The following is a 24,486-nucleotide window of genomic DNA, read 5'->3' on the forward strand; positions in this document are numbered from 1 at the left end:
GACCGTGGACGTCGCCGCCTTCATCCTGCTGTACGGACTGTCGTACGGCCTGGTCCTGTGCCTAATCGCACTCGGCCTGGTCGTCACGATGGGCCTGATGCGGGTCATCAACCTCGCGCATGGGGCGTTCGCCGCGGTGGGGGGCTACCTGGCGATCGGCCTGATGCAACAGCAGGGGTGGCCCTATGCGCTAGCAGTGCCAGCTGCGGTGCTCGCCGTGGCCGCGCTTGGGGTCGCGGCCGAACGACTGCTGTATGTGCACCTTTACAAGCGCAGTGACCTTGACCAGGTGCTGGTGACCATCGGGTTCAACTTCGTGGTGATCGCGCTGCTGACCATGTGGTTCGGCCCGAACGTCACATCGCTGGTCTTGCCAACCTACCTGAAGGGCAACTTCGACCTCGGCATCCGGGAATTTGAGGTGTACCGCATCGTCGCAGCGGCGCTCTGCCTCGGGATCATAGGCGTACTGTGGTGGGTGTTCGAACGCACCAGTGCCGGTGCGCGCCTGCGCGCTGCGGTTGACAACCGCGGCATGGCGCAGGCGATGGGCATGAACGTTCCTCTTGTGTTTTCTGCCACGTTCGCGCTTGGCTGCGGGTTGGCGGCGCTTGGCGGGATTTTGGCGGCGCCGATGCTGCCGATGGAACCCATGTGGCCGCTGAAGTACCTCGTCCTCGTCCTGGTGATCGTCGCGCTGGCCGGCGACGGTCAGATCACCGCATCGATCATAGTCGCGGCGATCGTAGGCCTGGTGGAAACCGCGGGCCGCTACCTTTTCCCGCAGTCTGGTGCTTTCCTCATCTACCTGCTGCTCATTGGCCTGATGGTGTGGCGGCAGGATGGACTGCTGGCCCGTGCACGAACCACCTGAGACCATGAAAACCGTCCCTTCCGATTCCATCCTCGCCCGGCACCGTTGGCGCGTCGGTGAGTGCGTGTGGGTAGCCGCTTCACTGTCGTGCTATTTCCTCTTCCCCCAGTACCTGGCGCTGGGCACTTCGGTGTTGATCATGGTGCTGCTGGTGCTGACGTACGACCTGCTGCTCGGGTTCAGCGGCGTGCTTTCCTTCGGCCACGCGGTGTTTTTCGGCCTGGGCGCCTTTACGGCAGGTTGGCTGTCACTGGCGGGCTGGACCGAGCCGATAAGCGTGGTGCTGGTCGCGGGCGTCGCTGCCGCTGCCTTGGCCGCCATCGTGGGGCCGTTCCTGTTGCGGCTCACTGGGCTACCGCTGCTCATGGTCACACTGGCCCTCGGAGTGCTGGTGTTCGAGGCTGCCCACAAGGCCACCGGCGTCACGGGCGGTGACGACGGCCTGGCAGGCATTCAGTTCGCTCCCATCCTGGGCAGGTTCGAGTGGGGGCTGGGCGGCAGCACGGGCTACCTGTATACGCTGGCATGGCTGGTGGTGCTGTTCGTACTCTTCAAACGGGTCGCGGCCTCGCCATTCGGAGTGACCCTGCAGGGCATCCGGGCGAACCCGGCGCGCATGCGGCTGATCGGGAATCGCGTGCTCCCGCACTTGACACTCGCCTACGTGATCAGCGGCGCCGGCGCCGGCATGGCGGGAGCCCTGTTCACGCAAGCCAATGCGTTCGTCGGCGTTGGCGTGCTGGCATTGGACACATCAGTGGACGTGCTGGTGATGCTCGTGCTGGGTGGCGTCGGCACCTTGTACGGCGCGTTCATCGGCGCCCCGGCATATATGCTGTTGAAGCACTTCTCCTCCCAGTGGAACCCCTACTACTGGATGCTGATCATCGGCGTGCTGCTCATCGCCGTGGTGCTGTTCGGCCGGGGCGGGCTGCTCGGCGTCGGGCAGGCAGTGGTGCGCAAGCTGCGGCGGACGGAGCGTTCCTCATGAATGCTCCCGTTGCGGCGCTGCAGGTCAGCGGAATTCAAAAGCGGTTTGGCGCGCTGCACGTCACGCAGGACGTCAGCCTGACACTCCCGGTCGGCGCACGCACCGCGCTGATCGGGCCGAACGGCGCGGGCAAGACCACACTGGTCAATATTCTGACGGGAGTGTTGAAGCCGGACGCCGGCCAGTTGCGCCTGTTCGGCGATGAAATCACCGGGGTGTCCGCGGCCGTCCGCACGCGCAAGGGACTGGTACGGACCTTCCAGATCTCCAGCCTGTTCGCGCAGCTGACGGTCTTCGAGAACGTCTTCATCGCCGTCACGCAGGCAGCCGGCCGCAGCTTTCAACTGTGGCGGCCCGCCGGTGGCGAGCACGACTTACTGCAGCGCACGGAGGGCCTGCTGGAGCAGTTGAAGCTGCAGGATGACAGGCATCGAAAGGTGACCGAAATTGCCTATGGCCGGCAGCGACTGGTGGAGATCGCGCTCGCCCTGGCGCTGCGACCCAGGGTGCTGTTGCTGGACGAACCTGCCGCCGGCATTCCCAGCAACGAGCTGGACCTCCTGCACGGCGCCATCGACAGCCTCCCGCCGGAGATCGCGGTACTCATGATCGAGCATGACATGGAGATGGTGCGGCGCTTTGCGTCGGAAGTGGCCGTCTTGGTCAATGGAGCGCTGCTCATGTCGGGCAGGCCCAGGGAAGTGATGGCGCACCCCGAAGTGCAGGCCGTGTATCTGGGGGCTTCCGGCAAGAAGCGCTTCGAGGGGAGCGCCGCACATGTTTGAACTCCGCAAGCTGAGCGGCGGCTGGGGACCAACGCTAGTGGTGGAAGAACTCAGCCTCAAGCTAACCCCAGGTCGGACCGTTGCCATCGTCGGGCGCAACGGCGTCGGTAAGAGCACCCTGTTCGAACTCGTGGTGGGCCGCGCGCAGCGCCGCAGCGGAAGCATCCTGCTTGGGGGCTCCGACATCTCGCAATGCGCCCCGCACGTGCGGGCGCGCCGGGGCCTGGGCTACGTGCCGCAGGGTCGAGAAGTGTTCCCAAGCCTCACAGTGGCGGAGCACCTGCGGATTGCCGCACGGCCGGGAGAGTGGACTACCGAGCGCGTGGTGGACCTCTTCCCGCGCCTTGGCGAGCGGCTCGGAAGTTACGGCAACCAGTTGTCGGGCGGCGAGCAGCAGATGCTTGCCATTGCGCGCGCCTTGCTGGGCAACCCGCGGGTACTGCTGATGGACGAGCCTTTTGAAGGACTCGCGCCGATCATCGTCGAGCACCTGGTGAAGAGCATCCGCAAGATCGTGAGTGCCGGTTCGCTCGCGCTGCTGCTGGTCGAACAGCGGGTCGACATCGCGCTCGACCTGTCCGACCGCTGCATCGTCATGGATCGAGGCCGGGTCATCTTCGAAGGCGCGTCCCGGGGATTGGTCGGCAATGAAGATCAAGTCGCGTCCCTCATGGGGTTGGGTGCGACTCACCACACCAGAAGCACCAGCCAATGAGATTCACAGACAAGGTTGCCATCGTGACCGGCGCAGAGACCGGCATCGGCCGGGTGATTGCCGAGCGGCTCGCCGCGGAAGGTGCGGCGGTCACCCTCGCCGACCTCAACGACGCCGGGGAGGTGGCCCGCGCCATCCAGGAGGCCGGCGGGCGCGCGCTCCCGGTACGCACCGACGTCGCGGAGGAAACCGCGGTGCTGCGCATGGTCGAATCGACCCTGGCAGAGTTCGGTCGCATCGACATCCTGGTGAACAATGCAGCCATTGCCTCCGGGATGCGTTTGCGCCCCTTCGAGGAGATCTCCGTTGCGGAATGGCGGCGGATGCAGGACGTAAATGCAATGGGGCCATTCCTCTGCGCCCGCGCCGTGTCGTCCCACATGCGCAAGCAGCAGTACGGGCGCATTGTCAACGTTACTTCAGGAACTGCCTTCAAGGGGGCGCCGTTCATGCTGGACTACGTCGCCAGCAAGGGCGCCGTCATCACGATGACACGCGCGCTGGCACGGGAGTTGGGTCCGGCATTCGTCACGGTGAACGCGGTGTCCCCGGGTTACACGCTCAGCGAAGGGGTGTTGGCCAACAAGCAGTTTCTCGACGCGTATCGCCAGGCGGCCATCGACACGCGGGCGCTTCCCCGCGATGGCTGGCCCGCCGACATTGTCGGTGCCGTCGCCTTCCTGGCCAGCGACGACGCTTCCTTCATCTCCGGACAGATCCTGGCCGTGGACGGCGGCTCCGTCTACCACTAGGTAAACACTCCATGCTGAATCATCGGATTGACTCGGGCACCATGGCCGGCAGCCACGGCGCTGTCGACGGGCGCACCGCGCGTGACCTGCCGCAGCCTTCCACAGGCGAGGTCGCCGCATGACCACGGAAACGCTCCTGAGGGTAAGGGTCGCGGCCAAGCAGAAGATGGCCGAGGAAGTCTGGGGCTTCGCGTTCGCAACCGCAGATAAATCCGAACTGCCCGGGTTCGAGCCGGGCGCGCACATCGACGTGCATGTCCTGGGCGGGCTGACCCGGCAGTATTCGCTCCACGACCTGCCGGGCAGCCACGGGCAGTACCGCGTGAGCGTGCTGCGCGACCCGCAGTCCCGCGGCGGTTCGACCAGCCTGATCGACCATGTGCAGGAAGGCGATATCCTCACCATCAGCGCGCCGCGCAACCATTTCCACCTGGACTCCGGCGGCGGCAATTCGATCCTGCTGGCAGGCGGCATCGGGGTGACGCCAATCCTCTGCATGGCGCAGCAGCTGGCGCGTGACCAACGCCCGTTCGAACTGCACTACTGCGGCCGGACGCTGTCGCGCATGGCGTTCCTGGACCGGCTCAGCGAAGCCGACCTGCAGCCGCACGTGAGGCTGCATGTGGACGACGGTCCTCCGGAGCAGCGGCTGGCGGCGGCTGGCACCATCGGCGCACCGGCCGCCGACAAGCACCTCTATGTTTGCGGGCCGACCGGCTTCATGGACCACGTGCTGAATACCGCGCGCGCCCTCGGCTGGGACGACGAACACTTGCACCGCGAGTACTTTGCAGCCGCTCCAATCGATCACTCGGCCGATGGTCCGTTCGAGATCGAGCTCGGTCGCAGCGGCAAAGTGATCCGTGTCGCGACCGAAGAGAGTGCAGCGCAGGCGCTGCTTCGTGCCGGTCTCGACCTGTCACTTTCTTGCGAGCAAGGCGTGTGCGGCACCTGCATCACCACGGTGCTGCGCGGCGTTCCGGACCATCGCGACCTCTACTTCACCGACGCCGAACACGCGCGCAACGACTGCTTCACGCCCTGCTGCTCCCGGGCGAAGACGCCGCGGCTGGTGCTCGATCTCTGACTTCCCCCACCCGCGAGCTCGCGCTGGTCTTCACGCCACCCTTACCGCGCCATGAACGGCGCAACCTGAGTCACGAAATGTTGAACAGCCAAGACAATGCCCTCCTCTGCCGCGTGGGCCCCGGCACCGCCATGGGCGACATGATGCGTCGCTACTGGCACCCGGTGTGCACCTCCGCCCAGCTGGAGCGCGACGACGCACCATTGCGCGTGCCCTTGCTCGGTGAGGACTTCGTTGCCTTCCGCGACACCGAGGGGCGCGTCGGAGTGATGGAGGAGCTGTGCATGCACCGCGGCGCTTCGCTCGCGCTCGGTCGGGTTGAAGAGGGTGGCATTCGCTGCCTCTATCACGGCTGGAAGTTCGACGTGAGCGGAAGCGTGCTGGAGACGCCGAACAACTCGGACCCGAAGTACCGCGCCCGCATGAAGGCGCCGGCGTTCCCGGCGCGCGAAGAAGGTGGCCTCATCTGGGCGTACGTCGGTCCGAAGGAACACCAGCCGGAATTCTCCCGCTACGCGTTCATGGAGAGCGAGCCGGCGCATCGCGTCGTGCTGCGCATCAACGTGTCGTGCAATTACCTGCAACTGGTCGAAGGCGGAGAGGACTCATCCCACGTCGGCGTGCTGCACACCAACATGGCGCGTCCGGGCTGGAAGGAAGGCGGCTTCGCTCCGAACCAGGACCTCGTCAACCCGGCCGCTCCATCGTCGAACGATCTCGAGCCCGTGCTGAAGATCGAGGACACAGCCTTCGGCTTTCAATACGTGGCGCTGCGCAAGACCGCCAAGCCAGGCGTGAAGAATGCGCGCGTGGTGCCGTTCATCGTGCCCTACGGCCGGGTGATCCCGGCGCCCGCGTTTCTCTTCACCGTGCTGGAAGTCCCGAGCGACGACACGAATACCAGCACCTACATCATCGTCCACGGCACGCAACGGGTGTCCGAGGACAGGATCGTCGAACTGCTGGGCCTGGCCGACGTGCGCTACTACGACCGCAAAACCTGTCTCTACACCGCCACGTGGGCCGACGCCTTCGGCCAGGACCGCCAGCAGATGAAGGAGAACTGGACGGGGCTGCGCGGCGTGGAGGTCGAGGATGCCGCCATCGCGCTATCGCAAGGCTCTTTCTATGGACCGGTCCAAGGAGCACTTGGTCCCTGCGGACCAGGCGGTGATGCGCGTTCGTCGCACCCTGCTGGATTCCGTCAAACGGGTGATGAACAACCAGCCGCCGGTCGGCGTGGGCGTCGACCTGCGCGGCGTCAGTGCGTGCGATGCCGAGTTGGAGGACGGCGACGCCTGGCAGGACTTGCTCCCATTGCATCGCCGCGGGCTGATCCTTGCGCCGGGCTGAACGCGGCCGCAACGGCCTAGTCTGACAACACGACTTCAAGGAGAGCCTTATGGCACGAACTACAGATACAGCGGCCCACATTGCGCAGCAAGTACGAGTGCTTGGCGCCAAATTTGATGCGGACGTCTTGGCTTCGACACGCGCGATCTACCGTCCGCATCTCGACTTGTCCGAAGCCGGCGTTGAGCAGGCCGATGTCACGTACGGAGCGCATGCACGGCACCGCCTTGACATGTACCGGCCGGCGGGCCCGCCCTGGGCCGTGGTGGTGTTCGTGCACGGCGGCGGCTTCGTTGCCGGGGACAAGAATGGCGACGGCGTGTTCTACCGCAACATCGGGCGCTGGCTGGCGCGCCACGGGGTCGCGGCAGTGCTGCCCAATTATCGATTGGCACCTGAGCATGCTTGGCCAGCCGGCGCTGTCGACGTTCAGGCAGTGCTTGAATGGGTGCAGGCCAATCGCGAGACGCTGGGCGGCGGCGCAGCACCGATTGCCGTACTCGGCCAGTCAGCGGGCGCGAGTCACGTAGCAAGCTGGCTGTTTGACGATGCGGCACGCGGCACTGCGGCGGTCGCCGTCGACGCCGTCATGCTCATGAGCGGGTTCTACAGCGCGGAGGCACCGTTGCCTGCCGGCCCGCGCGCCTATTTCGGCGACGACGTGGCGCTCTACGCAAGTCGCTCGCCGCTCACGCATGTGCAGCCTCTGCAAGTGCCGCTCTGGCTGGGCGTGGCGGAGCTCGACCCCGGCTGGATCGGCCAGCACACCTACGCGCTCGCCCGTGCCGTCACGCTGGCCAACGGTCGCAGTCCGGACTTTCAGTATTTCCGCGGCCACAACCACGTCTCGACCGTCCAGAGCCTCGGTTCGCCGCAAATGGATGTCGGATCCGAGATCCTGCGTTTCCTTCGGGGGTCGCTCTGCTGATTCCCCATCCCGCAGAAAGCTCTCAGAAACACTATTCGGCTGGCGTGCCTCTTATCGAGGTCGCGCATGGCGATGGCTTGGCTGGAGCCCGGTCAACTACGGGTTCCCGCACATAGGCTCGGCAGGCTCCGCGCGTGCCGGCTGGCGTACTCCGACGAGGAGCACCTGAGCACCGTGATTCCACTCATGAAGCAGACGCGAATCTCGGCCTTGCTAATTCGCGGGATCGTTCCGTTCGACGATCTGAAGATGGTGCACGCACTGACGGTCGGCACAACTCGCGTCGCCAGCGGGCCGTCATTGTTGAACGAACGGCTGAGCGTGCAAATCGCCCCGTTGGCAGCCTGAAGCTGGATGCTCATGTCCATTGCAATCTTGAGGTCTGGATGGACAGGGCCCTGGATCGCGTTGGCCTTCACGATCGGGTGCCGCACTGGTAGGCGAACAGGTCGACTGTGTGCGCCGCGTGATGCCACAGCAAGTGGTCCGTCCAGCTGCGCGCTTGACCCAATCCGTTGATGTTGGTGCGGCGAAAGAAGTAGGTTTGCACATTCATCTGCTGGATATTGAACTCGCCGGCCTTGACCTTCCGGTGCACGTACTGGTGGCTGGGGTTGAAGCGGCGCGTGTGGCCAACCATCACCAACTTACCGGCCGCCTTTTGCAGGGCCAGGATTTTCCTGCCGTCCTTGAGCACACCGCAAAGCGGGATCTCCACCTGCACGTGCGTGCCGGCCTCAAGGCAGGCCGTGACTTGCTTGGCGTGCATCTGCGTCGGCGTGCAGAGGATGACTGCATCCACTTCATTTAGCGCCAGGCTGTCGGCCAACTCGGTGGTAACGTGCTGGATGCCGTATTGCGCGGCGGTCTCCCGGGTCTTGTCGAACTCGCGACCAATCAGGGAGACGACTTCGACGCCAAGGATGTTCTTGATGCCGTCAAGGTGCTTGATGCCGAAGGCGCCGGCGCCAGCGAGGGCTACTTTCAAGTCCATGTCCGTAGTTTTCTGCGCGGTCGCAAGGTGGTATTCGCCAGCAATCTTGCCCGAATGCCGCGACTCGTGGCCCTTACTTTCCCGGATGGCCCGGTGCGCAGTCCCAGCACGGGTCGGGCCCGTTTTTCGGACCATCTGTGTTCAACATGTCCAGGATTTAGAGAGATTTACTTTCGGCAGTCAGGCTAGGCGGTGCGCATCAAGCACACCCACGCCCGCCATGCGATCCTGAGCTCGGAGCGCCTCAATAAGGCGGCGATGCTCATCGACTGTGCGTAGCCGCGCCTCGACGCTAGAAAGCTTCGCAGCCTGATAAGGCTCCGCCACCGCCCATAACTGGTCGACCTGTTGGAGTATCAGCTTGAAGGGTGAAAGGCCGAAAATCTCGAAGTGGAATTGTCGATTGAGCTTGAGCATGGGTGCCCAAGGCTCAGCCTCGACATAGCCGCACATCGCCTCATGCAATTGCTCCAGACGGGCCAGTGTTTTCTCGTCGGGCCAATCAAGCGACCCCATGAGTTCGTTCTCGAGAAGTTCGAGCATCCGGCGGATCTGCGCGTGCTCAATGGGAAGCCGTTTGGCTACGAAATAGCCTTGGTTCGGCTTGTGCACGAGCGGACCGTGCTTCGCCAGGACATTCAGGGCCTCCCGCAAAGGGGCGCGACCCACACCCAGTAGCTCTGCAATCTGCTCTTGGCGAACCTGCTCGCCGGGCGCGAGTTCTCCGAGCAGAACCAGATCCCTCAGACGAGCGGTGGCGATGAGCACTGCGCTGCTAGTGGGGGAGGCTTCCAGCATAGTAATCAAGCAAAGTAAGGATAAACCACTATACACGACATAATTGGCGCCAATATACTATGCAATCATGTTGCCAACGATTGCCAACGATCTCCCGCTCGTACTGCGGGTCCACTCTGTTCGAGATGAGACCCCGGGCGTCAAATCTGTCGTTCTTGTCTCCGCAGGCGGCGAGCCCTTGCCAACCTTCACCGCCGGAAGCCACCTCGAACTCATGTTTGCAGCTCCGGATTTGCCGATGGGACTGCGACGTCACTACTCTCTGCTGAACGATCCGACGGAGACTGATCGTTATGTAATTGGCGTGGGCCTACATCCTCAGAGCCGGGGCGGTTCGCGCTACGTTCACGAGGCCCTCGGCGTCGGCGCCGCGGTGCTATCCAGCCTGCCCCGCAACCATTTCTCGCTCTGCGAGCACGCCCCCATGAGTGTGCTGATCGCCGGCGGCATCGGCGTCACTCCACTACTGGCCATGGCCCGGCGGCTGTCGCGCTTGGGATTGCGCTGGCGCCTGTACTACTGCGTACGTACGCCCGCGCGCGCCGCCTTCTTAGATCAACTGCTGAGCTTGCCCGGCGGCGAGGTGGTGACGGTCTTCAATGGCTGCGCAGGCGTGACCCCACTCAACCTTGAGGAAGTCGTGCGCCAAGCCGAGCGTGACGACCATCTGTACTGCTGCGGTCCCGCTCCAATGATGGCCGCCTTCGAAGCTGCTGGCCGCTTGCGGGACCCAGCCACGCTTCACGTGGAGTGGTTCGAAGCGCCACCCATTTCGGCTGGCGCAGACACGGTGACTTCCGGCGAACTGATCGTGCACCTTGCCAAAGCTGGCATCTCACTGCGCGTGCCTCCAGACCGCTCGATCCTCAGCGCTGTGGAGGCGGCCGGCATTGAGGTGCCGAACTCATGTGGGGATGGTATCTGCGGCACTTGCGAGACGCGCGTGCTTCGCGGACGTCCGTTGCATCTTGACCATGTATTGACGGCAAGCGAACGCGAGAAGGGCGACCGAATGATGGTCTGCGTGTCGCGCTGCCTGGATCCCGAACTCACGCTTGATCTCTGACGCAATGACATCCATGTCCACTTCCCCTGCACAAACCATCCGTCGACGCTCAATCCACATCGAGGGTGTCTCCCATGGCAACGCACCCATACCGATGGGCTGCCGCGTGGGCGATTTCCTCTATACATCCGGCATTGCGGGGATTGACCCCGCGACATCGAAGCTCGCATCGGGCACGGCCGAGCAAGCACGCCATGCGTTCGAGAATCTGCGCAGCGTGCTAGCGCAGGCCGGCGGCAGCCTCGACGATGTTGTGCGGCTGACGGTCTACGTGAGGGATGACAGCGCGCGCGGCCACCTCAACGAGCATTGGCTCAGCTGTTTCCCCGATCCCGAAAGTCGCCCCGCCCGCCATGTGTTTGTGTACGCGCTGCAGCATGGCATTGAGCTCCAACTCGAAGCCATCGCCGTGTTGAGCGGGGGGCGGCAATGACCAACGACGATTTCGTCACCCGCCTGCGTCGGCTGGATTGCTGCGCAGTGTCGGACGCCATGGACAGCCTCAAGCTGAAGGGTGTCGTGCTCGGATTCCACCAGCTTTCCACACCGCGGCGCATCGCCGGACGTGTCATCACGGTCGAACTGGTGCCCGCAGGAACTCCCCCGCAGGGCGCACCTCGCAAGATCACGCACCTCGGCACCGAAGCAATTGAAGCCGCGCTGCCGGGCGACATCATCGTGATCAAGCAAGCGTCGGGCTCGGCGGCAGGCTGTTGGGGCGGAATCCTTTCGCTGGGTGCGAGCGTACGCGGGATCGCAGGCGTGATCGCAGACGGCGATGTCCGAGACATCGACGAGGCGCGCGAGTACGTGCTCCCAGTCTACGGGCGCGGAACGACAGCATTGACGGCGCGCGGCCGCGTGCAGCAACTGCATACCAATCAGCCGATAGAGATCGGCGGCATCACGGTGCATCCGGGCGATCTCGCGATCGCGGACGGCAGCGGCGTTGCCTTCATCCAGGCCGGAGAAGCCGACCGAGTGCTGACCGCTGCCGAGCGTATCGCTACCAAGGAGGCGCTCATGGCAAAGGCCGTGCTGTCCGGCAAGCCCATCGGGGAGGTGATGGGCGCCGACTACGAACACCTACTCAACTGAGGCAACATGGACCCGAACATCGAACGACTGTCGAAGCTCGACACTGCCACCCTGAGCGACGCGCTAGACCGGCTTGGAGTCGTTGGCCAGTGCCATGCCGTCATGCCCGTGTCGCCGCAGTTCCGCTTGGCCGGCCGCGCCTGGACGCTGCAATACGGGCCCGCGGCTAAACCGGCCGGAACGGTGGGCGACTATCTCGACGATCTGGAGCCCGGCACGGTGGTTGTCCTCGACAACCGCGGTCGTACCGATGCAACCGTCTGGGGCGACATTCTGACTGAACTGGCGCATCGCAAGGGCATTGCGGGTACGGTGATCGACGGCATCAACCGCGATGCGGCGCTCTGCCTGGAGCTGAACTATCCGGTCTACAGCCGTGGTCACTGGATGCGCACTGGCAAGGACCGCGTGCAGGTCGAGGCCACGCAGGTGCCGGTCTCGATCGGCGGGGCCAGAGTTTGTCCCGGCGATCTCTTGCGAGGCGATGCGGACGGCGTCGTCGTGATTCCGAAGGCGCTCGAAGACGAGGTGCTTGCGGTGGCCGAACATATCCAGGAGACCGAGAACGCGATCCGCGGCGCCGTTCGCGGTGGACTGTCGCTTCGCGAAGCGCGCACCAAGTTCGGCTATCACCAACTTCAAACCCGTGAGGCAGCCCGATGAACACAGCCCCGCTTTCGCCATTGAGGCCCGACCTGATTGCGCGGGCAGGCAAGCTCGCGGCGTCCACGCTGCACGAGGCCGGCGGGCGTATCGGCGTGCTGCCACACGAGATCCGTCAGATTATTCCCGGCAAGGGTCTCGCAGGGCGCGCCTGCACGGTGCAATCGCCGCCCGGGGACAACCTCTGGCTCCATCGGGCGATCTACGAGGCCCAGCCAGGCGACGTGCTCGTGGTTCAAGCCCCGGAGAGCGACGCCTACGGCTACTGGGGCGAGATCATGAGCGTGGCTGCCCAAGTGCGCAACTTGAGTGGTCTGATCATCAACGGCTGCGTACGCGACGCGGACGTGCTGGGTTCCATCGGTTTTCCGATCTTCGCGCGCGGCCTGTGTATCCGCGGGACGGGCAAGGACCATGGAGCGCTGGGCTTTGTTAACCAGCCGCTGCGCTTCCCGCTGCTCACGGTGCATCCGGGGGACCTCGTCGTGGGCGATGCGGACGGGCTCGTGTGCATCCCGCATGCGCAGGCCGAGACGATCGTGACGGCGGCCGAGCAGCGCACCGAGAAAGAGGCCCACATCATTGAGCGCCTGCGCGCCGGTGAGCGAACCCTCGAGCTTTATCAATTCTGAAATCACCAAGGTAGAACCGCATGATCATCGATTCGCACGCGCACATCGTGGTGCCGCCCGAGAGCTACAAATTCATGGCCGAACTCGTGGCCAACCGCGGCAACCCGCGACTCAAAAATTCCGGCCAAGTGCCCGACACGTCCGTGCGCACGGCGGCCGAGTCGATCATCAAGATCATGGACGCGGTGGGCACCGACATTCAGTTCCTCTCGCCGCGGCCCTACATGCAGATGCACTCGGTGAAGCCGGCGCTGGTTCCAAAACTCTGGGTGCAGCACACCAACGATCTTGTCTACCGAACAGTGCAGATGTTCCCGAGTCGCTTCCGCGCGGTGGCAGCACTGCCGCAGTTCCGCGACGAAAGCCCCGTCAACTACCTTGATGAGCTGCGCTTTCGCGTTGAGGAGCAAGGCTTCATCGGCTGCCTGCTCAATCCCGATCCGACCGAAGGAGATGGGCCCCCGCCACCGGGCCTGGGCGATCCGTTCTGGTATCCGCTCTACGAAGAGCTCTGCCGTCTCGACATTCCAGCGCTGATTCACTCGGCCGGCAGTTGCAGCCCACGTGAGAGCTACACCCTCAAGTTCATCAACGAGGAAAGCATCGGCATCATTTCGGTGATCCAGGAGGAACTGCTCAAGCATTTCCCGAAGCTCAAGCTGATCTTTCCGCACGGCGGTGGCGCGATTCCTTACCAGATGGGACGGTTTCGAGCTTGGTCCATCCGCAACGGCGGCAGCTACTTTGACGATGAACTCAAGAAGCTGCACTTCGACACCACGACCTATGACAAGAACGCACTCGAGTTGCTCTTCAAGACCGTCGGCGTCGACCGGGTGCTGTTTGCGACCGAGAAACCCGGCACCGGCAGCGCGCGCGACCCCGTTTCCGGAATAGACATCGATGACCTCAAGCCTGTGATCGAATCGATCGACTTTCTCTCGAGCGAGGACAAGGCGAACGTCTTTGAATGCAACTGCACGCGTCTTTACTCGCGCTTCAGGAAGGATTGAGATGGCACAGATCGTTCTTGGGATCGGGGCGTCGCACACGCCGTTGCTCACGCTCGGGGCCGAGCAGTGGATGCACCGCGCGGCGGTCGACTATGCGAATCCGCGCCTCAACCTTTCTGACGGGCGCTGGTTGAGCTACGAGCAACTGCTAGCCGAAGTGGGTCCGGTGTGGTCCGAAGTGGTGACCCCTGATGTGTTGCAGGAAAAGGCCCGCCGCTGCCACGCTGCGCTAGACCGTCTCGCTGATGCCCTAGAGGACGCCCGGCCCGATGTCGTCGTGATCATCGGGGATGACCAGACAGAACTTTTCACTGCAGCCAACCGTCCGGTCGTCGCCCTCTTTCACGGCGACGAAGTCGTGATGAACGGCAAGTATGGCGACGAGGAATCTCCTGACTGGGTGCGGCGCATGGGCCGTGGTTACCTGATGGATGAAAACCATCGCGTGCCCGGCTCGCCTGATTTCGCGACCGCATTGATCGAGGGGCTGATGGAGGCCGAGATCGACGTGACCTGCGTCGCCTCGGTCGACGATGATGACAACGCCGGCTTTGGCCATGCGTATGGTTTCATCGTGAAGCGCCTTTTCAAGAATCGGCGCATCCCGATCGTCCCGGTGCTGCTCAACACTTATTACCCGCCGAATGTTCCGACCGCTAAGCGCACTCTCGAGATGGGCCGCGCGCTTGGCAAGGCGATTAGCCTCGCGCCGCAGGACTTGCGAGTGGCGATCGTGGCTTCGGGTGGCCTCAGTCATTTCGTGGTCGATGAGGAACTCGATCGCCGCGTACTCAATGCCTTCGCCGACGGTGACGGAAAGACGCTCGCCGCCATCCGCCCTGGCGAACTCAATGCAGGGTCGAGCGAGATCCTTAATTGGGTCATGGCCGCTGGCGCCATGGAAGGCGCGCAGATTGCCTGGCATGCCTACGAACCGCTGTACCGTACACCGGCCGGCACGGGTGTCGGGGCAGCGTTCGTGCTGTGGCGTCCGCACGGGGACGAAGCCAAGGTTTCCGCGAGCGATATGGTCTCCGCGCCTCGCCTCGCCAGCTCGCAAGTAGAGGAATGACGATGGCCGATTCCAGCGTCCATCTCGGCGTCCCGCGCTCACCGCGCTTTGCGGGCAAGGTGGCAATCGTCACTGGCGCCGGTAGCGTCGGAGCTGGCTGGGGCAACGGCCGTGCGATCGCCGTTGCGCTCGCGAGCGAAGAGGCTCAGGTCATCGCAGTCGACCGCGACATGGCGAGCATGAGGGAGACCTTGGAGGCCGCCGGCGAAGCGGCCGCAAGGATTCATCCCGTGGTCTGTGATGTGACCTCGTCTGGCGCAGTCGCAGACATGGTGGCTGCAGTGACGAGCCAACTTGGGAAGATCGACGTCCTGGTCAATAACGTGGGCGGCCCGGCTCCCGGCGGGCCCGTCGAGATGGAGGAGAGCGTCTGGGATTCTCAAGTCGATCTCAACCTCAAGAGCGTCTTCCTGATGTGCAAACACGTGCTGCCCGGAATGCTCAACCTCCAAAGCGGTGCGATCGTCAATGTCGCCTCGACTTCGGGCATCCGCTGGACGGGCAATGCCCAGGTGGCCTACGCGGCGACCAAGGCCGGCGTGATTCAGTTCTCGCGCGTCGTGGCCGTGCAGCATGCGGCGCGCGGCATTCGCGTGAACTCGGTCGTCCCCGGCCAGCTGCATACGCCCCTGGTCGCAGGACTGGCGGCTGGTCGCACGAGCGGGGATCTTCAGGCGTTGCTCGACCAGCGCATCCGTCGCATCCCGGCTGGCTTCTTTGGAGATGGCCGCGATACAGCCGCCGCGGTGCTCTTTCTCGCCAGCGACGAGGCACGCTTCGTCAACGGCACCGAACTCGTGGTCGACGGCGCGATGAGCGCTCGCTGCGACTGAATCCTGCTTTATCCCACGGAGATTAAAAAATGAGAGCTGAAGACAACGAACTGCTCACGCGCGTTTCGGGCACTGCGCCCATGGGCCGCTACCTGCGCGAGAACTTCTGGGTGCCCGCGGTCCTGTCGGCCAAGCTGGAAGCGGGTGGAGCGCCCGAGCGCATCGCGCTCATCGGCAACCCCTATGTGGTATTTCGCGGCCATTCGGGCCGCGTTGGGTGCTTTGACGAAGGGTGTCCGCATCGCGGGGCTTCCCTCGCGCTCGGCCGAAACGAGGACGATGCCCTGCGCTGCATCTATCACGGTTGGAAGTTCAACGTCGATGGCCAGATGGTGGCCTGTCCGACTGAGCCCGGCGACGAGCAGGCATTCTGCAAAAAGATGAAGATCAATCACCATCCCACCCACGAAGCCGGCGGCATCGTATGGTTGTGGCTCGGTGTCGGCGAGGCTCCAGCCTTCCCGGCCTTCGAGTTCGGCGCACTGCCAACTGACCAGTACCTGGCCACGCGGCAGAAGCTTGGCTACAACTGGCTTCAGGGGTTGGAAGGCACGATGGACTCTGCCCACGTGATGGTGCTGCACGAAGAATGGATCGGCACGCTCGCGCAGGGCAAGGGCGGCGCCAAGGAAGCGGCAAAGAAGACCGCGCCGCGCTACGAAATCGACGAACAGCCCTATGGGTTCCGCTATGCCGCACACCGCGGTCTCGACGGCGGCACCACATACACACGCGTGAACGTGTTCGTTGCGCCTTGGATGGGTTTTATCTGCCCCGGCGACACCCCCGACGGCGACCGCACACTGATCATGACGGTGCCCTGCGACGACGTGTCGAACCTGCATTTCATGGTTCGCTACAACCCCTTCAAGCCACTTACATCGCACTACTTCACTCGCCACAGCGATTCGAACGACTGGCCGCCGCAGCCGCCCGGCGGGGCGGACGATGTCTGGGGCCAGGATCGCGCACTCATGAAACGTGGCAGCCTCACCGGCTTCACCAACATCACAACCGAGGATTTCGCAGTCGGTCTCAGTATGGGGCCCATCGTCGACCGCACGAAGGAACACCTCAATGCGGGTGACCTCGCGATCGTGCGCCTGCGCCGCCAACTGATTGCTGCTGTGCGAGCCTATGAGCAGGGCGAGCGGACACCACTCGCGCACTCCGACGCGATCGACTATTCGGTGGTGCGACCAGTCGCCGACACCATCCCCGAAGGCGCCGACTGGCGCGCGCTGCGCTGAACCGTAGCGCCGAGAAGCGCCAGACACAATTTAGGAGACAACCGTGAAACGTCGCAATCTGTTGAAGATTGCAGCTTCGTGCTGCGCCATCGCTTTGCCTTCGCTGCTTCCCGTGTGGGCGGCTGGCTTCCCCGAGAGGCCGATCCGGATACTGCTGGGATACCCGGCTGGCGGGACCACCGACGTGATCTTGCGGCAGATTGCCCAGGCCGCGAGCAAACACCTGGGCCAATCGATCATCATCGAGAATCGCCCGGGGGGTGGATCGACAATCAGCCTGCTGGCGGCAAAGAACGCGGCCCCGGATGGCTACACGCTTTCAATCTCGACCGTCGCCGCGTTCACGACGCCGATCCAGGTCGAATCCACCTACGACCCGCTGCGAGATACGACCTACATCGTCGGACTCACAAACGTGACGTATGGCGTAGTGGTGAATGCGGATACGCCCTTCAAGACCTTCGCCGACCTGGTTGAATACGCGAAGGCCAACCCTGGCAAAGCAACCTACGGTGCGCCGGCGGGCCCGGGAAATACAGGCCACCAAGCGATGGTGGCGGTCTCGGAGAAGGACAAGCTGGACATGACGCTCATCCCCTACAAGGGGAGCGCGGATCTGCAGCAGGCGCTGCTCGGCAACCAGATCACCTTCGCGATGGATGGCTCGGGCGCTTTCGGCCCCATGGTGCAGGCGGGCAAGGAGCGATTGCTGGCTGTGGTCACCGAGCAGCGCATGCCGCTTTTTCCGAACGTGCCGAGCCTGAAGGAACTGGGCTACGCGGTGAGCCTAGATTCGCCCTGGGGTCTGGTCGGGCCGCCCGGCATGGACCCGGCGATTGTGAAGGTCCTGCACGGCGGTTTCAAGAAGGCGCTCGATGACCGCGAGGTGCGCGCCGCGATCATCGCCGCAGGCCAAGTTCAGCGCTACATGGATCCTCAAGAGTACCGGCGATACGCCATCGCAGAAAACGACCGTCAAAAGGCCATCCTTACAAAGCTCGGCCTGGCCCGCAAGCGCTAAACCATCCCAAGAGTTCCTTCATGCCTTCAAACTACTACACGCGCTTTCCTGAAATCGATCTTCAGAACGCTTCCCCGCTGCAGCGCCAAGTGGCCGAGGAAATTCAGTCCGGACCGCGCAAGGCAGTGATCGGGCCATTCATCCCACTGCTACACGCACCCGAGCTCGCGCGGCGGATCCAGAAAGTTGGCGAATACCTGCGCTTTGAGAGCTCGTTGCCCAAAGAGATCCTCGAATGCGCGGTCATCACTGTTGCACATCGATGGCAGTCCGGCTTCGAATGGAAGATCCATTCCGATCTGGCGTTGAAGGCCGGCGTGCCGCGGTCCATCGTCGACGCCATCCATGCTGATGCCATGGCCACCCTGCCCGAGGATCGGTTCACCGCTGTCGTTGACTTCTGTCGCGCCGCGCTTGATTCGGGCGATGTGGGGGATACGCGCTTCGCTTCGATGCAGGCCGACTACGGCAACCAGGGTGTGCTGGAACTGTTGACCGTCTGCGGCTACTACAGCACGCTGGCGATGTTCCTCAGTACCGCAGGGATTTTCGAATGACCGATGGCGTCGTGATCGTTGGCTTCGGCCTGATGGGCGCGGACATAGCGGCCATCTTCGCAAACGCAAGCTGGCAGGTTCGCTGCGTTGAGCCGCATCGCGAGGTTTGGATAAAAGGCCTTGCACGCAGCGCTTCTTCAGTAGCACAACTTGGTGGCAACCTTAATCCCGAGGCGGTGCAGCCGTGCGCATCGCTAGAAGAAATCGACTGGACTGCTGTGCGCTTGGTCGTGGAGTGTGCGCCCGAGCAGCTCGAACTCAAACAAGCGCTCTTCACTCAGTTGGACCGGCTCGTACCGCCACACATTTCAATCGGCTCGAACAGCAGCGGCCTACCGATCAGCGCGATTGCAAGCGGATGCACGACCGCAGAGCGGATGGCCAACTCTCACTTTTTCCTTCCGGCGCATCTCGTGCCCCTTGTCGAACTCGCCAAGGGCAAGGAGACGTCGACGGAGACCATCGGAAAGCTGCGGGATATTTTTACTTTGGTCGGCCGCGTGCCGGTGCAGATCAACGAGGATCTGCCCGGCTTCCTTGCCAACCGCATCCAGCACGCCTTGATGCGTGAAGCGTTCTCCCTCATCGATCGCGGTCTTGCTACACCCGAGGATGTGGACGCCGCTGTCCGCTATGGCTTCGGCTTTCGCTACGTTGCTGCTGGGCCGATCATGCAGAAGGAACTCGCGGGTCTGGAAACACAGTTGGCTGCTGCCGCTGCGATCTACCCAAGCCTCTGTAACGAGGCGACGCCCAGCCGCGGGCTCGCAGAGCATGTCGCAGCTGGACGATTTGGAGCCAAGACCCTGCAAGGCTATTGGTCCTGGACCGAAAGCAGCGTTGCCGAAACCAAGGCTCGATATGAAGACAAGCTGATCGCTGGAGCGCGGCTACTGGACACCGACCCGCGCCCCGGCATCGGGAAGCACTGAGGACCCACCATGGCCAAAGTCATCATCACATGCGCCGTCACCGGCGCGATCCATACGCCCTCGATGTCGCCACACCTGCCAGTGACGCCCGAGGAGATCATCGAGGCCTCCCTCGGTGCCGCCGAAGCGGGCGCCGCAATCATTCACTTGCATGCGCGCGATCCGGCAACGGGCAAGCCGGATCAAACGCCCGAAGCCTTCGCACGCTTCCTGCCGCAGATCAAGGCGCGGACCGACGCGGTCCTGAATCTGACGTCCGGCGGCTCCCCTTTTATGAATATCGACGAGCGGATCCTTCCCGCCATGACGTTCGCCCCCGAGGTCGCGTCGCTCAACGTGGGTTCGTTCAATTTCGGGCTCTTTCCTATGCTCGACCGCTTCACTGAGTTCAAGCACGAATGGGAACGTGAGCAACTCGAGAACAGCCGCGACCTCGTATTCCGCAACACGTTCCAGGATATCGATTACGCGCTCGCGCAATGCGCAGCCAACGACACACGCTTCGAGTTCGAGTGCTACGACATCGGACACCTCTACAACCTCGCGCACTTCGTCGAGAAGGAAAAGGTGAAACCGCCTTACTTCGTTCAATCTGTGTTCGGAATCTTGGGCGGGATAGGCGTGCATGACGAGGATGTTGCGCACATGAAGCGTACAGCCGATCGGCTTTTCGGCAACGATCTGCGTTGGTCGGTGCTGGGGGCTGGCCGCCACCAGATGAGGATCGCCGCGCTCAGCGTGGCAATGGGTGGCAACGTGCGCGTGGGCCTCGAGGACAGCCTCTGGCTTGGGCGCGGAAAGCTGGCCGAAAGCAACGCGGCGCAGGTGCTGCAGGCGAGACAGCTCATCGAAAGCCTGGGCCATGAGGTTGCGACGCCTGACGAGGCGCGAGAAATCCTGCAACTCAAGGGCGCCCAGCGCGTCCGTTTCTAGCGCATATGCGCTAACCCCCAACGAGGAGTAGACATGGATCTGGGACTATCGAACAAGCACGTTCTCATCACCGGCGGCTCGCGAGGGATCGGGTACGCCTGCGCCAAGGCCTTTCTCGCCGAGGGCGCCCGCGTGACAGTAGTGGGACGCAACTCTGCCAACCTTGACGCCTCCATTGCTGTGCTGAACGCGGCCACGAAGGTCGATGGCCTTTGTTGCGACGTCGCCGATGTCGAAGCGGCGGCGGCCATGGTCGAAGAGGTCTGGTTGAAGCACGGCGGCATCGACGTTCTCGTTAACTCAGCCGGAGCCGCCAAGCGCACTCCCTTTGGTGAACTTACACCGCAGGCTTACGCGGCTGCAATGACTGCCAAGTTCTTCTCGTACGTGAACGTCTTGGACCCGCTCGTCAAACGAATGGGAACACGCGGCAGCGGCGCAATCGTGAACATCGTTGGCATGGGAGGCAAGGTAGCCACTTCGACCCACATCGGCGGCGGTTCGGCCAATGCGGCGTTGATGCTTTCGAGTGCCGCGCTTGCCGGTGCGTATGCGGCCAGTGGTGTGCGCATCAATGTTGTCAATCCGGCCCTTACCCAGACTGACCGGTTTCAGGAGGGGCTCGAGGCCGAGGCCCGCGCCAAAGGCATCACGGTCAACGAAGCGCTCGCGCAGGCTAGGGCCCGCTTTCCTCTGGGCCGCATGGCCTCGCCTGACGACATCGCCAACGCGGTGCTGTTCCTGTCTTCGGACCGCGCAGCGTATATCTCGGGCGTGTCACTGTCGGTAGATGGTGCCGCCACACCGCTGATCGTCTAGCCCCCGCTAAAACCAGAATAAAAAGGAGAAATCGACATGAGAGATCTCATGCAAATGCGTCGCCGGAAGGCACTGATGGCGATTGGTGCGTTCACCGCGCTTCAAGCCAGCGCCTTTAGAGTGCACGCCGAGGCACACTATCCCGCTAAGCCGATCAAGCTGCTCAACGGAAGTCCGCCCGGGAGTTCCTTCGACGCCATTGGCCGCGCTGCCGCCTTCGAGGTGGAGAAACTGCTCGGACAGCCGATGTTCACCGACAACAAGTCCGGCGCGGGCGGAACGCCAGCCTTTCTCGCGCTCAAGAACGCGGCACCTGATGGCTACACGCTCGCCGTGGTCGGGCTCAACACAATTCGCCAACCGATCACGCAGGACGTGGGTTACGAAGGCGTGCGGGATTTCACCTGGATCTGCTCGTTGGCGGAAATCAACTTCGGCGTTGTAGTGCCCGCGGACTCGCCGTTCAAGACTTGGCAGGACCTGCTGAACTGGGCCCGCGCGAACCCTAACAAGGTATCGTATGGGTGCCCGGCCGGACTTGGCAACAGTGCGCACATCTTCGGATCGGAGGTCGCGGCCAAGGAGAAAGCAGATTGGGTCCCCGTGCCCTACCGCGCCAGCAGCGACTGCATGGTAGCGCTGCTTGGAGGGGAACTCAGCTTCGCCATTGACACGCTCATCAGCGCCGCGCCGCAGATGCGAAATGGCAAGGTGCGGCTTCTCGCACTCGCGACTGCACAGCGATCAAAGCTGTGGCCTGAGGTGCCAACCATGAAGGAACTCGGCTATGCGACGCTCATCGAGAGCCCGGTAGGCATTGCCGGCCCCGCCGGGCTGCCGCAACCCATCGTCGCGCAGTTGCAGGAAGCCTTCAGGCTTGCAAGCGAGCGACCCGCCTTCCAGAAGCTGTTGGAGGAATCGTCCGCCCGCTATTGGTTCATGCCTGCGGGCGAGTTCAGGACGTTCGCCGAACGCGCGCAGAAGGAACAGCGCGCGCTGCTCAGTAAGTATGGTTATGCCCGCAAGTGAAACGTTCGCAGGAGCTCGCATGTTGAATCTAGCTGGAAAGGTTGCGCTGGTCACCGGCTGCGGTGCGTCGGGCCCCGGATGGGGTAACGGCAAGGCCATTGCGGCGCTCTTTGCGCGGCAGGGCGCAAAGGTCTATGGAATCGACCGATCGCTTGAGGCGGCGGAGGTGACGCGCGGAGTCATCGAATCGGAAGGCGGAATGATCCGGGTACAGGAGGCGGATGTCACACGAGAGAAGGAGGTGCACGCGGCCGTAGCGGCCTGCCTCGAAGCCTACGGTCGGATCGACGTGCTGGTAAACAACGTCGGGCGCTCGGAGCCGGGCGATCTGGCCAGCACCTCCGAAGAGACCTGGGACGAGCAGATGGATGTGAATCTCAAGAGCGCATTTCTCTTGTGCCATCATGTTCTTCCACTCATGCTTGCACAGGGAGCCGGCGCTGTGGTCAACATCTCGTCGATTGCTGGACTGCGGTATGTCGGAAAGTCACAGGTTGCTTACGCGGCGGCCAAGGCCGCGCTTATGCATCTCACACGCGTGAGCGCGGTCGCGCACGCGGGTTCCGGAGTACGCCTGAACTGCGTGGTTCCGGGCCTCATGGACACGCCGCTCGTGCGACGGCTCGCGGACAAGTATGCCGGAGGCGACTTCGAGGCCTTTGCGGCTACTCGGAACCAGCAAGTGCCTATGGGCCGCATGGGTGACAGCTGGGACGTTGCCCACGCTGCGCTTTTCCTTGCGAGTGATGAGGCGCGGTACATCACGGGGGTGGAGTTGGTCGTTGACGGTGGCCTGACGGCAACGACCAAGTAAGGTCCTCCGTCCAAAATTCAATTCTATGATCTGCGCTCTCTTAAATGGCTGCTCCGACCTGGGAATGCGACGGGTCATGTTCCGAATCCGCATGGCCTGCGGCGAAGGTACAACGGGGAGTGCAAGACTTACGTGATCGCGTAGGCTATAGGCTGGTCGATTTGGCTCGCTGCGACATGGCAGATAGCGCAAGCGCGAGGGAAAACGGCTCCGCACGGGTGAAAGACAAGGCTGCGGACAGACATTGAGTGGGGTGTTTGAAGACGGAGTGCCGATTGCTCTTTCATGGCTCTACATTGGGGCCGCTACACCGGCTGAACTTTTTGTGGCGAGTCTTGCCGCGTGCTGTCCGGCCGGCTTGAGGGTGGGGTGTGCATGATTGAGTTGAGACATTTACGTTACTTCATCGCGGTTGCCGAGGAACTGAACTTCCGGCGCGCCGCCGAACGCATCCGCGTCGACCAAAGCCCGTTGTCGCGGGCTATCCGGGATCTCGAGGAGGAACTGGGTGTCCCGTTGTTCGTCCGTCTGCCACGCAGGCTTCAACTCACGCCAGCTGGAATGAAGCTGCTGACGGAATGTCGCAAGCTCCTCGTCCGGTTGGAGCGCGTCAAGCGAACGGTGCGGCACACCCATGCCCTGTACCAGGCGCCACTCAGCATTGGCGTTGCCGATGGCATTGCGCAGCCCAGATTATCCGAGTGCATCAACCGCTGGCGGCTTGTCGCACCCGAGGTGCCTCTTGAGATCGCGGAGATGCGGGCCGGGGAGCTGGCCAACGCGCTCAGGCACGAGGAGGTCGATGTGGGATTCTCCTTTGGCGTGCGGGATGATGAAGCTATCGCACATATGCCCGCATGGAGCTACCACGTCATGGCGCTGCTGCCACGTGGTCATGAACTTGCGCAGCGTTCTGCGATAGCTCTGCCGGAGCTGCTTGCCTTTCCCCTGCTGTCCTGCAACGAGGAGCGTCTGCCTGGCCTCCTTGAACAGATGCAACGGATCGTGCGTAAGCACGCCGAGCAGGTCACGCTCGCGGGCGCCGCGAGCACACTGTCGGGATATGTGACTCGAATCGCTGCTGGTGCTGGCGTCGGCCTGGCTGATGCCGGGCATACATGGGCGCTGCAGCGTGACGACGTGCTCGCAGTTCCGCTGGCAGAGAAAGAACAGATCACCACCTTCGTGCTTCACAAGCACCAGCGCTTTGGCATCACCGAATCGCTGCAGCGTTTCCTCGTCCATGTCCGCACTTTCTCATGAAAGTTACAGGCCGCGGGGATCGTGAACCGTTCATCGCCGAATCGGCCTTGGACGCGAGAGTTCAAGCGATGGATGCTCCTGACCTGAAACGCTTGGGATTTTGCGTCTCCAGCCTCTTGGAATCCAGCCAGCCAACTCCGTCTTCTCGCGACAGACCCGCCAGCCTTTGCTGAGCTACGCCCTCGCGGGTGTACTGCACAGCCCTTCGATTCCA

The 24,486-nt window shown here is 63.2% G+C and carries 26 protein-coding genes and 2 pseudogenes; 26 read left to right on the forward strand and 2 right to left on the reverse strand.

The genetic code is table 11. The annotated features are described in order from the left end of the window. Positions 1-4 precede the first annotated feature (4 nt). The 9 genes and pseudogenes from ACSFBC_RS25575 to ACSFBC_RS25615 form a co-directional block, all read left to right on the forward strand. Complete coding sequence (locus tag ACSFBC_RS25575) at positions 5-874, forward strand: branched-chain amino acid ABC transporter permease (protein WP_435513134.1); 870 nt, start codon at positions 5-7, stop codon at positions 872-874. Between the two features lie 4 nt (positions 875-878). Continuing rightward, on the forward strand, positions 879-1,865 hold the full coding sequence (locus ACSFBC_RS25580) for a branched-chain amino acid ABC transporter permease (protein ID WP_435513135.1): 987 nt from the start codon (positions 879-881) through the stop codon (positions 1,863-1,865). After that, positions 1,862-2,650, forward strand: a complete 789-nt coding sequence (locus ACSFBC_RS25585) for an ABC transporter ATP-binding protein (RefSeq protein WP_435513136.1) — start codon at positions 1,862-1,864, stop codon at positions 2,648-2,650. The genes ACSFBC_RS25580 and ACSFBC_RS25585 overlap by 4 nt, the downstream gene beginning before the upstream one ends. Continuing rightward, positions 2,643-3,365: an ABC transporter ATP-binding protein gene (locus tag ACSFBC_RS25590; RefSeq protein ID WP_435513137.1), complete on the forward strand. Its 723-nt coding sequence runs from the start codon at positions 2,643-2,645 to the stop codon at positions 3,363-3,365. Before ACSFBC_RS25585 ends, ACSFBC_RS25590 begins: the two co-directional genes overlap by 8 nt. Further along, positions 3,362-4,117: an SDR family NAD(P)-dependent oxidoreductase gene (locus ACSFBC_RS25595; RefSeq protein WP_435513138.1), complete on the forward strand. Its 756-nt coding sequence runs from the start codon at positions 3,362-3,364 to the stop codon at positions 4,115-4,117. Before ACSFBC_RS25590 ends, ACSFBC_RS25595 begins: the two co-directional genes overlap by 4 nt. Positions 4,118-4,235: 118 nt before the next feature. Further along, positions 4,236-5,204 (forward strand): PDR/VanB family oxidoreductase, encoded by a 969-nt coding sequence (locus ACSFBC_RS25600; RefSeq protein ID WP_435513139.1) that lies wholly within the window; start codon positions 4,236-4,238, stop codon positions 5,202-5,204. 77 nt (positions 5,205-5,281) lie between these two features. After that, complete coding sequence (locus ACSFBC_RS25605) at positions 5,282-6,577, forward strand: Rieske 2Fe-2S domain-containing protein (RefSeq protein ID WP_435513140.1); 1,296 nt, start codon at positions 5,282-5,284, stop codon at positions 6,575-6,577. Between the two features lie 77 nt (positions 6,578-6,654). Next, the gene (locus ACSFBC_RS25610; protein WP_435513141.1) at positions 6,655-7,485 is read left to right on the forward strand and encodes an alpha/beta hydrolase; all 831 of its coding nucleotides are present in this window, start codon (positions 6,655-6,657) and stop codon (positions 7,483-7,485) included. Between the two features lie 35 nt (positions 7,486-7,520). Continuing rightward, positions 7,521-7,776 (forward strand): annotated as a pseudogene (locus ACSFBC_RS25615) (hypothetical protein); the annotation flags it as partial. Here the strand turns inward: ACSFBC_RS25615 and ACSFBC_RS25620 are convergent. Then, positions 7,767-8,479 (reverse strand): annotated as a pseudogene (locus ACSFBC_RS25620) (Gfo/Idh/MocA family oxidoreductase); the annotation flags it as partial. The pseudogenes ACSFBC_RS25615 and ACSFBC_RS25620 overlap by 10 nt on opposite strands. 180 nt (positions 8,480-8,659) lie before the next feature. Further along, a complete protein-coding gene (locus tag ACSFBC_RS25625; RefSeq protein ID WP_435513142.1) occupies positions 8,660-9,247 on the reverse strand; it encodes a GntR family transcriptional regulator in 588 nt (195 codons plus the stop codon). 97 nt (positions 9,248-9,344) lie between these two features. Here ACSFBC_RS25625 and ACSFBC_RS25630 point away from each other — a divergent pair, with 97 nt between their 5' ends. The 17 genes from ACSFBC_RS25630 to ACSFBC_RS25710 all read left to right on the forward strand — a co-directional run bounded on the left by ACSFBC_RS25630 (position 9,345) and on the right by ACSFBC_RS25710 (position 24,272). Beyond that, positions 9,345-10,343 carry a PDR/VanB family oxidoreductase gene (locus tag ACSFBC_RS25630; protein WP_435513143.1) on the forward strand — a complete coding sequence of 333 codons (999 nt, stop codon included), beginning with the start codon at positions 9,345-9,347 and terminating at the stop codon, positions 10,341-10,343. A 13-nt stretch (positions 10,344-10,356) separates the two neighbouring features. Next, positions 10,357-10,776 (forward strand): RidA family protein, encoded by a 420-nt coding sequence (locus tag ACSFBC_RS25635; protein ID WP_435513144.1) that lies wholly within the window; start codon positions 10,357-10,359, stop codon positions 10,774-10,776. Beyond that, positions 10,773-11,441 (forward strand): RraA family protein, encoded by a 669-nt coding sequence (locus tag ACSFBC_RS25640; protein ID WP_435513145.1) that lies wholly within the window; start codon positions 10,773-10,775, stop codon positions 11,439-11,441. The genes ACSFBC_RS25635 and ACSFBC_RS25640 overlap by 4 nt, the downstream gene beginning before the upstream one ends. 6 nt (positions 11,442-11,447) lie before the next feature. After that, positions 11,448-12,104: an RraA family protein gene (locus ACSFBC_RS25645; RefSeq protein WP_435513146.1), complete on the forward strand. Its 657-nt coding sequence runs from the start codon at positions 11,448-11,450 to the stop codon at positions 12,102-12,104. Next, a complete protein-coding gene (locus tag ACSFBC_RS25650; protein WP_435513147.1) occupies positions 12,101-12,736 on the forward strand; it encodes an RraA family protein in 636 nt (211 codons plus the stop codon). The genes ACSFBC_RS25645 and ACSFBC_RS25650 overlap by 4 nt, the downstream gene beginning before the upstream one ends. 20 nt (positions 12,737-12,756) lie before the next feature. Then, complete coding sequence (locus ACSFBC_RS25655) at positions 12,757-13,749, forward strand: amidohydrolase family protein (RefSeq protein ID WP_435513148.1); 993 nt, start codon at positions 12,757-12,759, stop codon at positions 13,747-13,749. Between the two features lies 1 nt (position 13,750). After that, a complete protein-coding gene (locus ACSFBC_RS25660; protein ID WP_435513149.1) occupies positions 13,751-14,821 on the forward strand; it encodes a DODA-type extradiol aromatic ring-opening family dioxygenase in 1,071 nt (356 codons plus the stop codon). 2 nt (positions 14,822-14,823) lie between these two features. Continuing rightward, the gene (locus ACSFBC_RS25665; RefSeq protein WP_435513150.1) at positions 14,824-15,654 is read left to right on the forward strand and encodes an SDR family NAD(P)-dependent oxidoreductase; all 831 of its coding nucleotides are present in this window, start codon (positions 14,824-14,826) and stop codon (positions 15,652-15,654) included. Positions 15,655-15,683: 29 nt separating this feature from the next. Further along, positions 15,684-16,904, forward strand: coding sequence for a Rieske 2Fe-2S domain-containing protein (locus ACSFBC_RS25670; RefSeq protein WP_435513151.1), 1,221 nt, complete (start codon positions 15,684-15,686; stop codon positions 16,902-16,904). 43 nt (positions 16,905-16,947) lie between these two features. Further along, positions 16,948-17,925: a Bug family tripartite tricarboxylate transporter substrate binding protein gene (locus tag ACSFBC_RS25675; protein ID WP_435513152.1), complete on the forward strand. Its 978-nt coding sequence runs from the start codon at positions 16,948-16,950 to the stop codon at positions 17,923-17,925. 20 nt (positions 17,926-17,945) lie between these two features. After that, positions 17,946-18,482, forward strand: a complete 537-nt coding sequence (locus ACSFBC_RS25680) for a carboxymuconolactone decarboxylase family protein (protein ID WP_435513153.1) — start codon at positions 17,946-17,948, stop codon at positions 18,480-18,482. Beyond that, positions 18,479-19,414: a 3-hydroxyacyl-CoA dehydrogenase family protein gene (locus ACSFBC_RS25685; protein ID WP_435513154.1), complete on the forward strand. Its 936-nt coding sequence runs from the start codon at positions 18,479-18,481 to the stop codon at positions 19,412-19,414. Before ACSFBC_RS25680 ends, ACSFBC_RS25685 begins: the two co-directional genes overlap by 4 nt. A gap of 9 nt (positions 19,415-19,423) precedes the next feature. Next, positions 19,424-20,347 carry a 3,5-dioxohexanoate:acetyl-CoA acetone transferase gene (kce, locus tag ACSFBC_RS25690; RefSeq protein ID WP_435513155.1) on the forward strand — a complete coding sequence of 308 codons (924 nt, stop codon included), beginning with the start codon at positions 19,424-19,426 and terminating at the stop codon, positions 20,345-20,347. Between the two features lie 33 nt (positions 20,348-20,380). Further along, a complete protein-coding gene (locus ACSFBC_RS25695; protein ID WP_435513156.1) occupies positions 20,381-21,166 on the forward strand; it encodes an SDR family oxidoreductase in 786 nt (261 codons plus the stop codon). Between the two features lie 36 nt (positions 21,167-21,202). Continuing rightward, positions 21,203-22,195, forward strand: a complete 993-nt coding sequence (locus ACSFBC_RS25700; protein ID WP_435513157.1) for a Bug family tripartite tricarboxylate transporter substrate binding protein — start codon at positions 21,203-21,205, stop codon at positions 22,193-22,195. 19 nt (positions 22,196-22,214) lie between these two features. Beyond that, entirely contained in the window at positions 22,215-23,009 is a 795-nt protein-coding gene (locus ACSFBC_RS25705) for an SDR family NAD(P)-dependent oxidoreductase (RefSeq protein WP_435513158.1), read from the forward strand. 375 nt (positions 23,010-23,384) lie between these two features. Beyond that, on the forward strand, positions 23,385-24,272 hold the full coding sequence (locus ACSFBC_RS25710) for a LysR family transcriptional regulator (protein WP_435513159.1): 888 nt from the start codon (positions 23,385-23,387) through the stop codon (positions 24,270-24,272). The last annotated feature ends 214 nt before the right edge of the window (positions 24,273-24,486 follow it).

The sequence above is a fragment of the Variovorax frigidus genome (genome assembly GCF_051216515.1).
Classification (GTDB): Bacteria; Pseudomonadota; Gammaproteobacteria; order Burkholderiales; family Burkholderiaceae_C; genus Variovorax.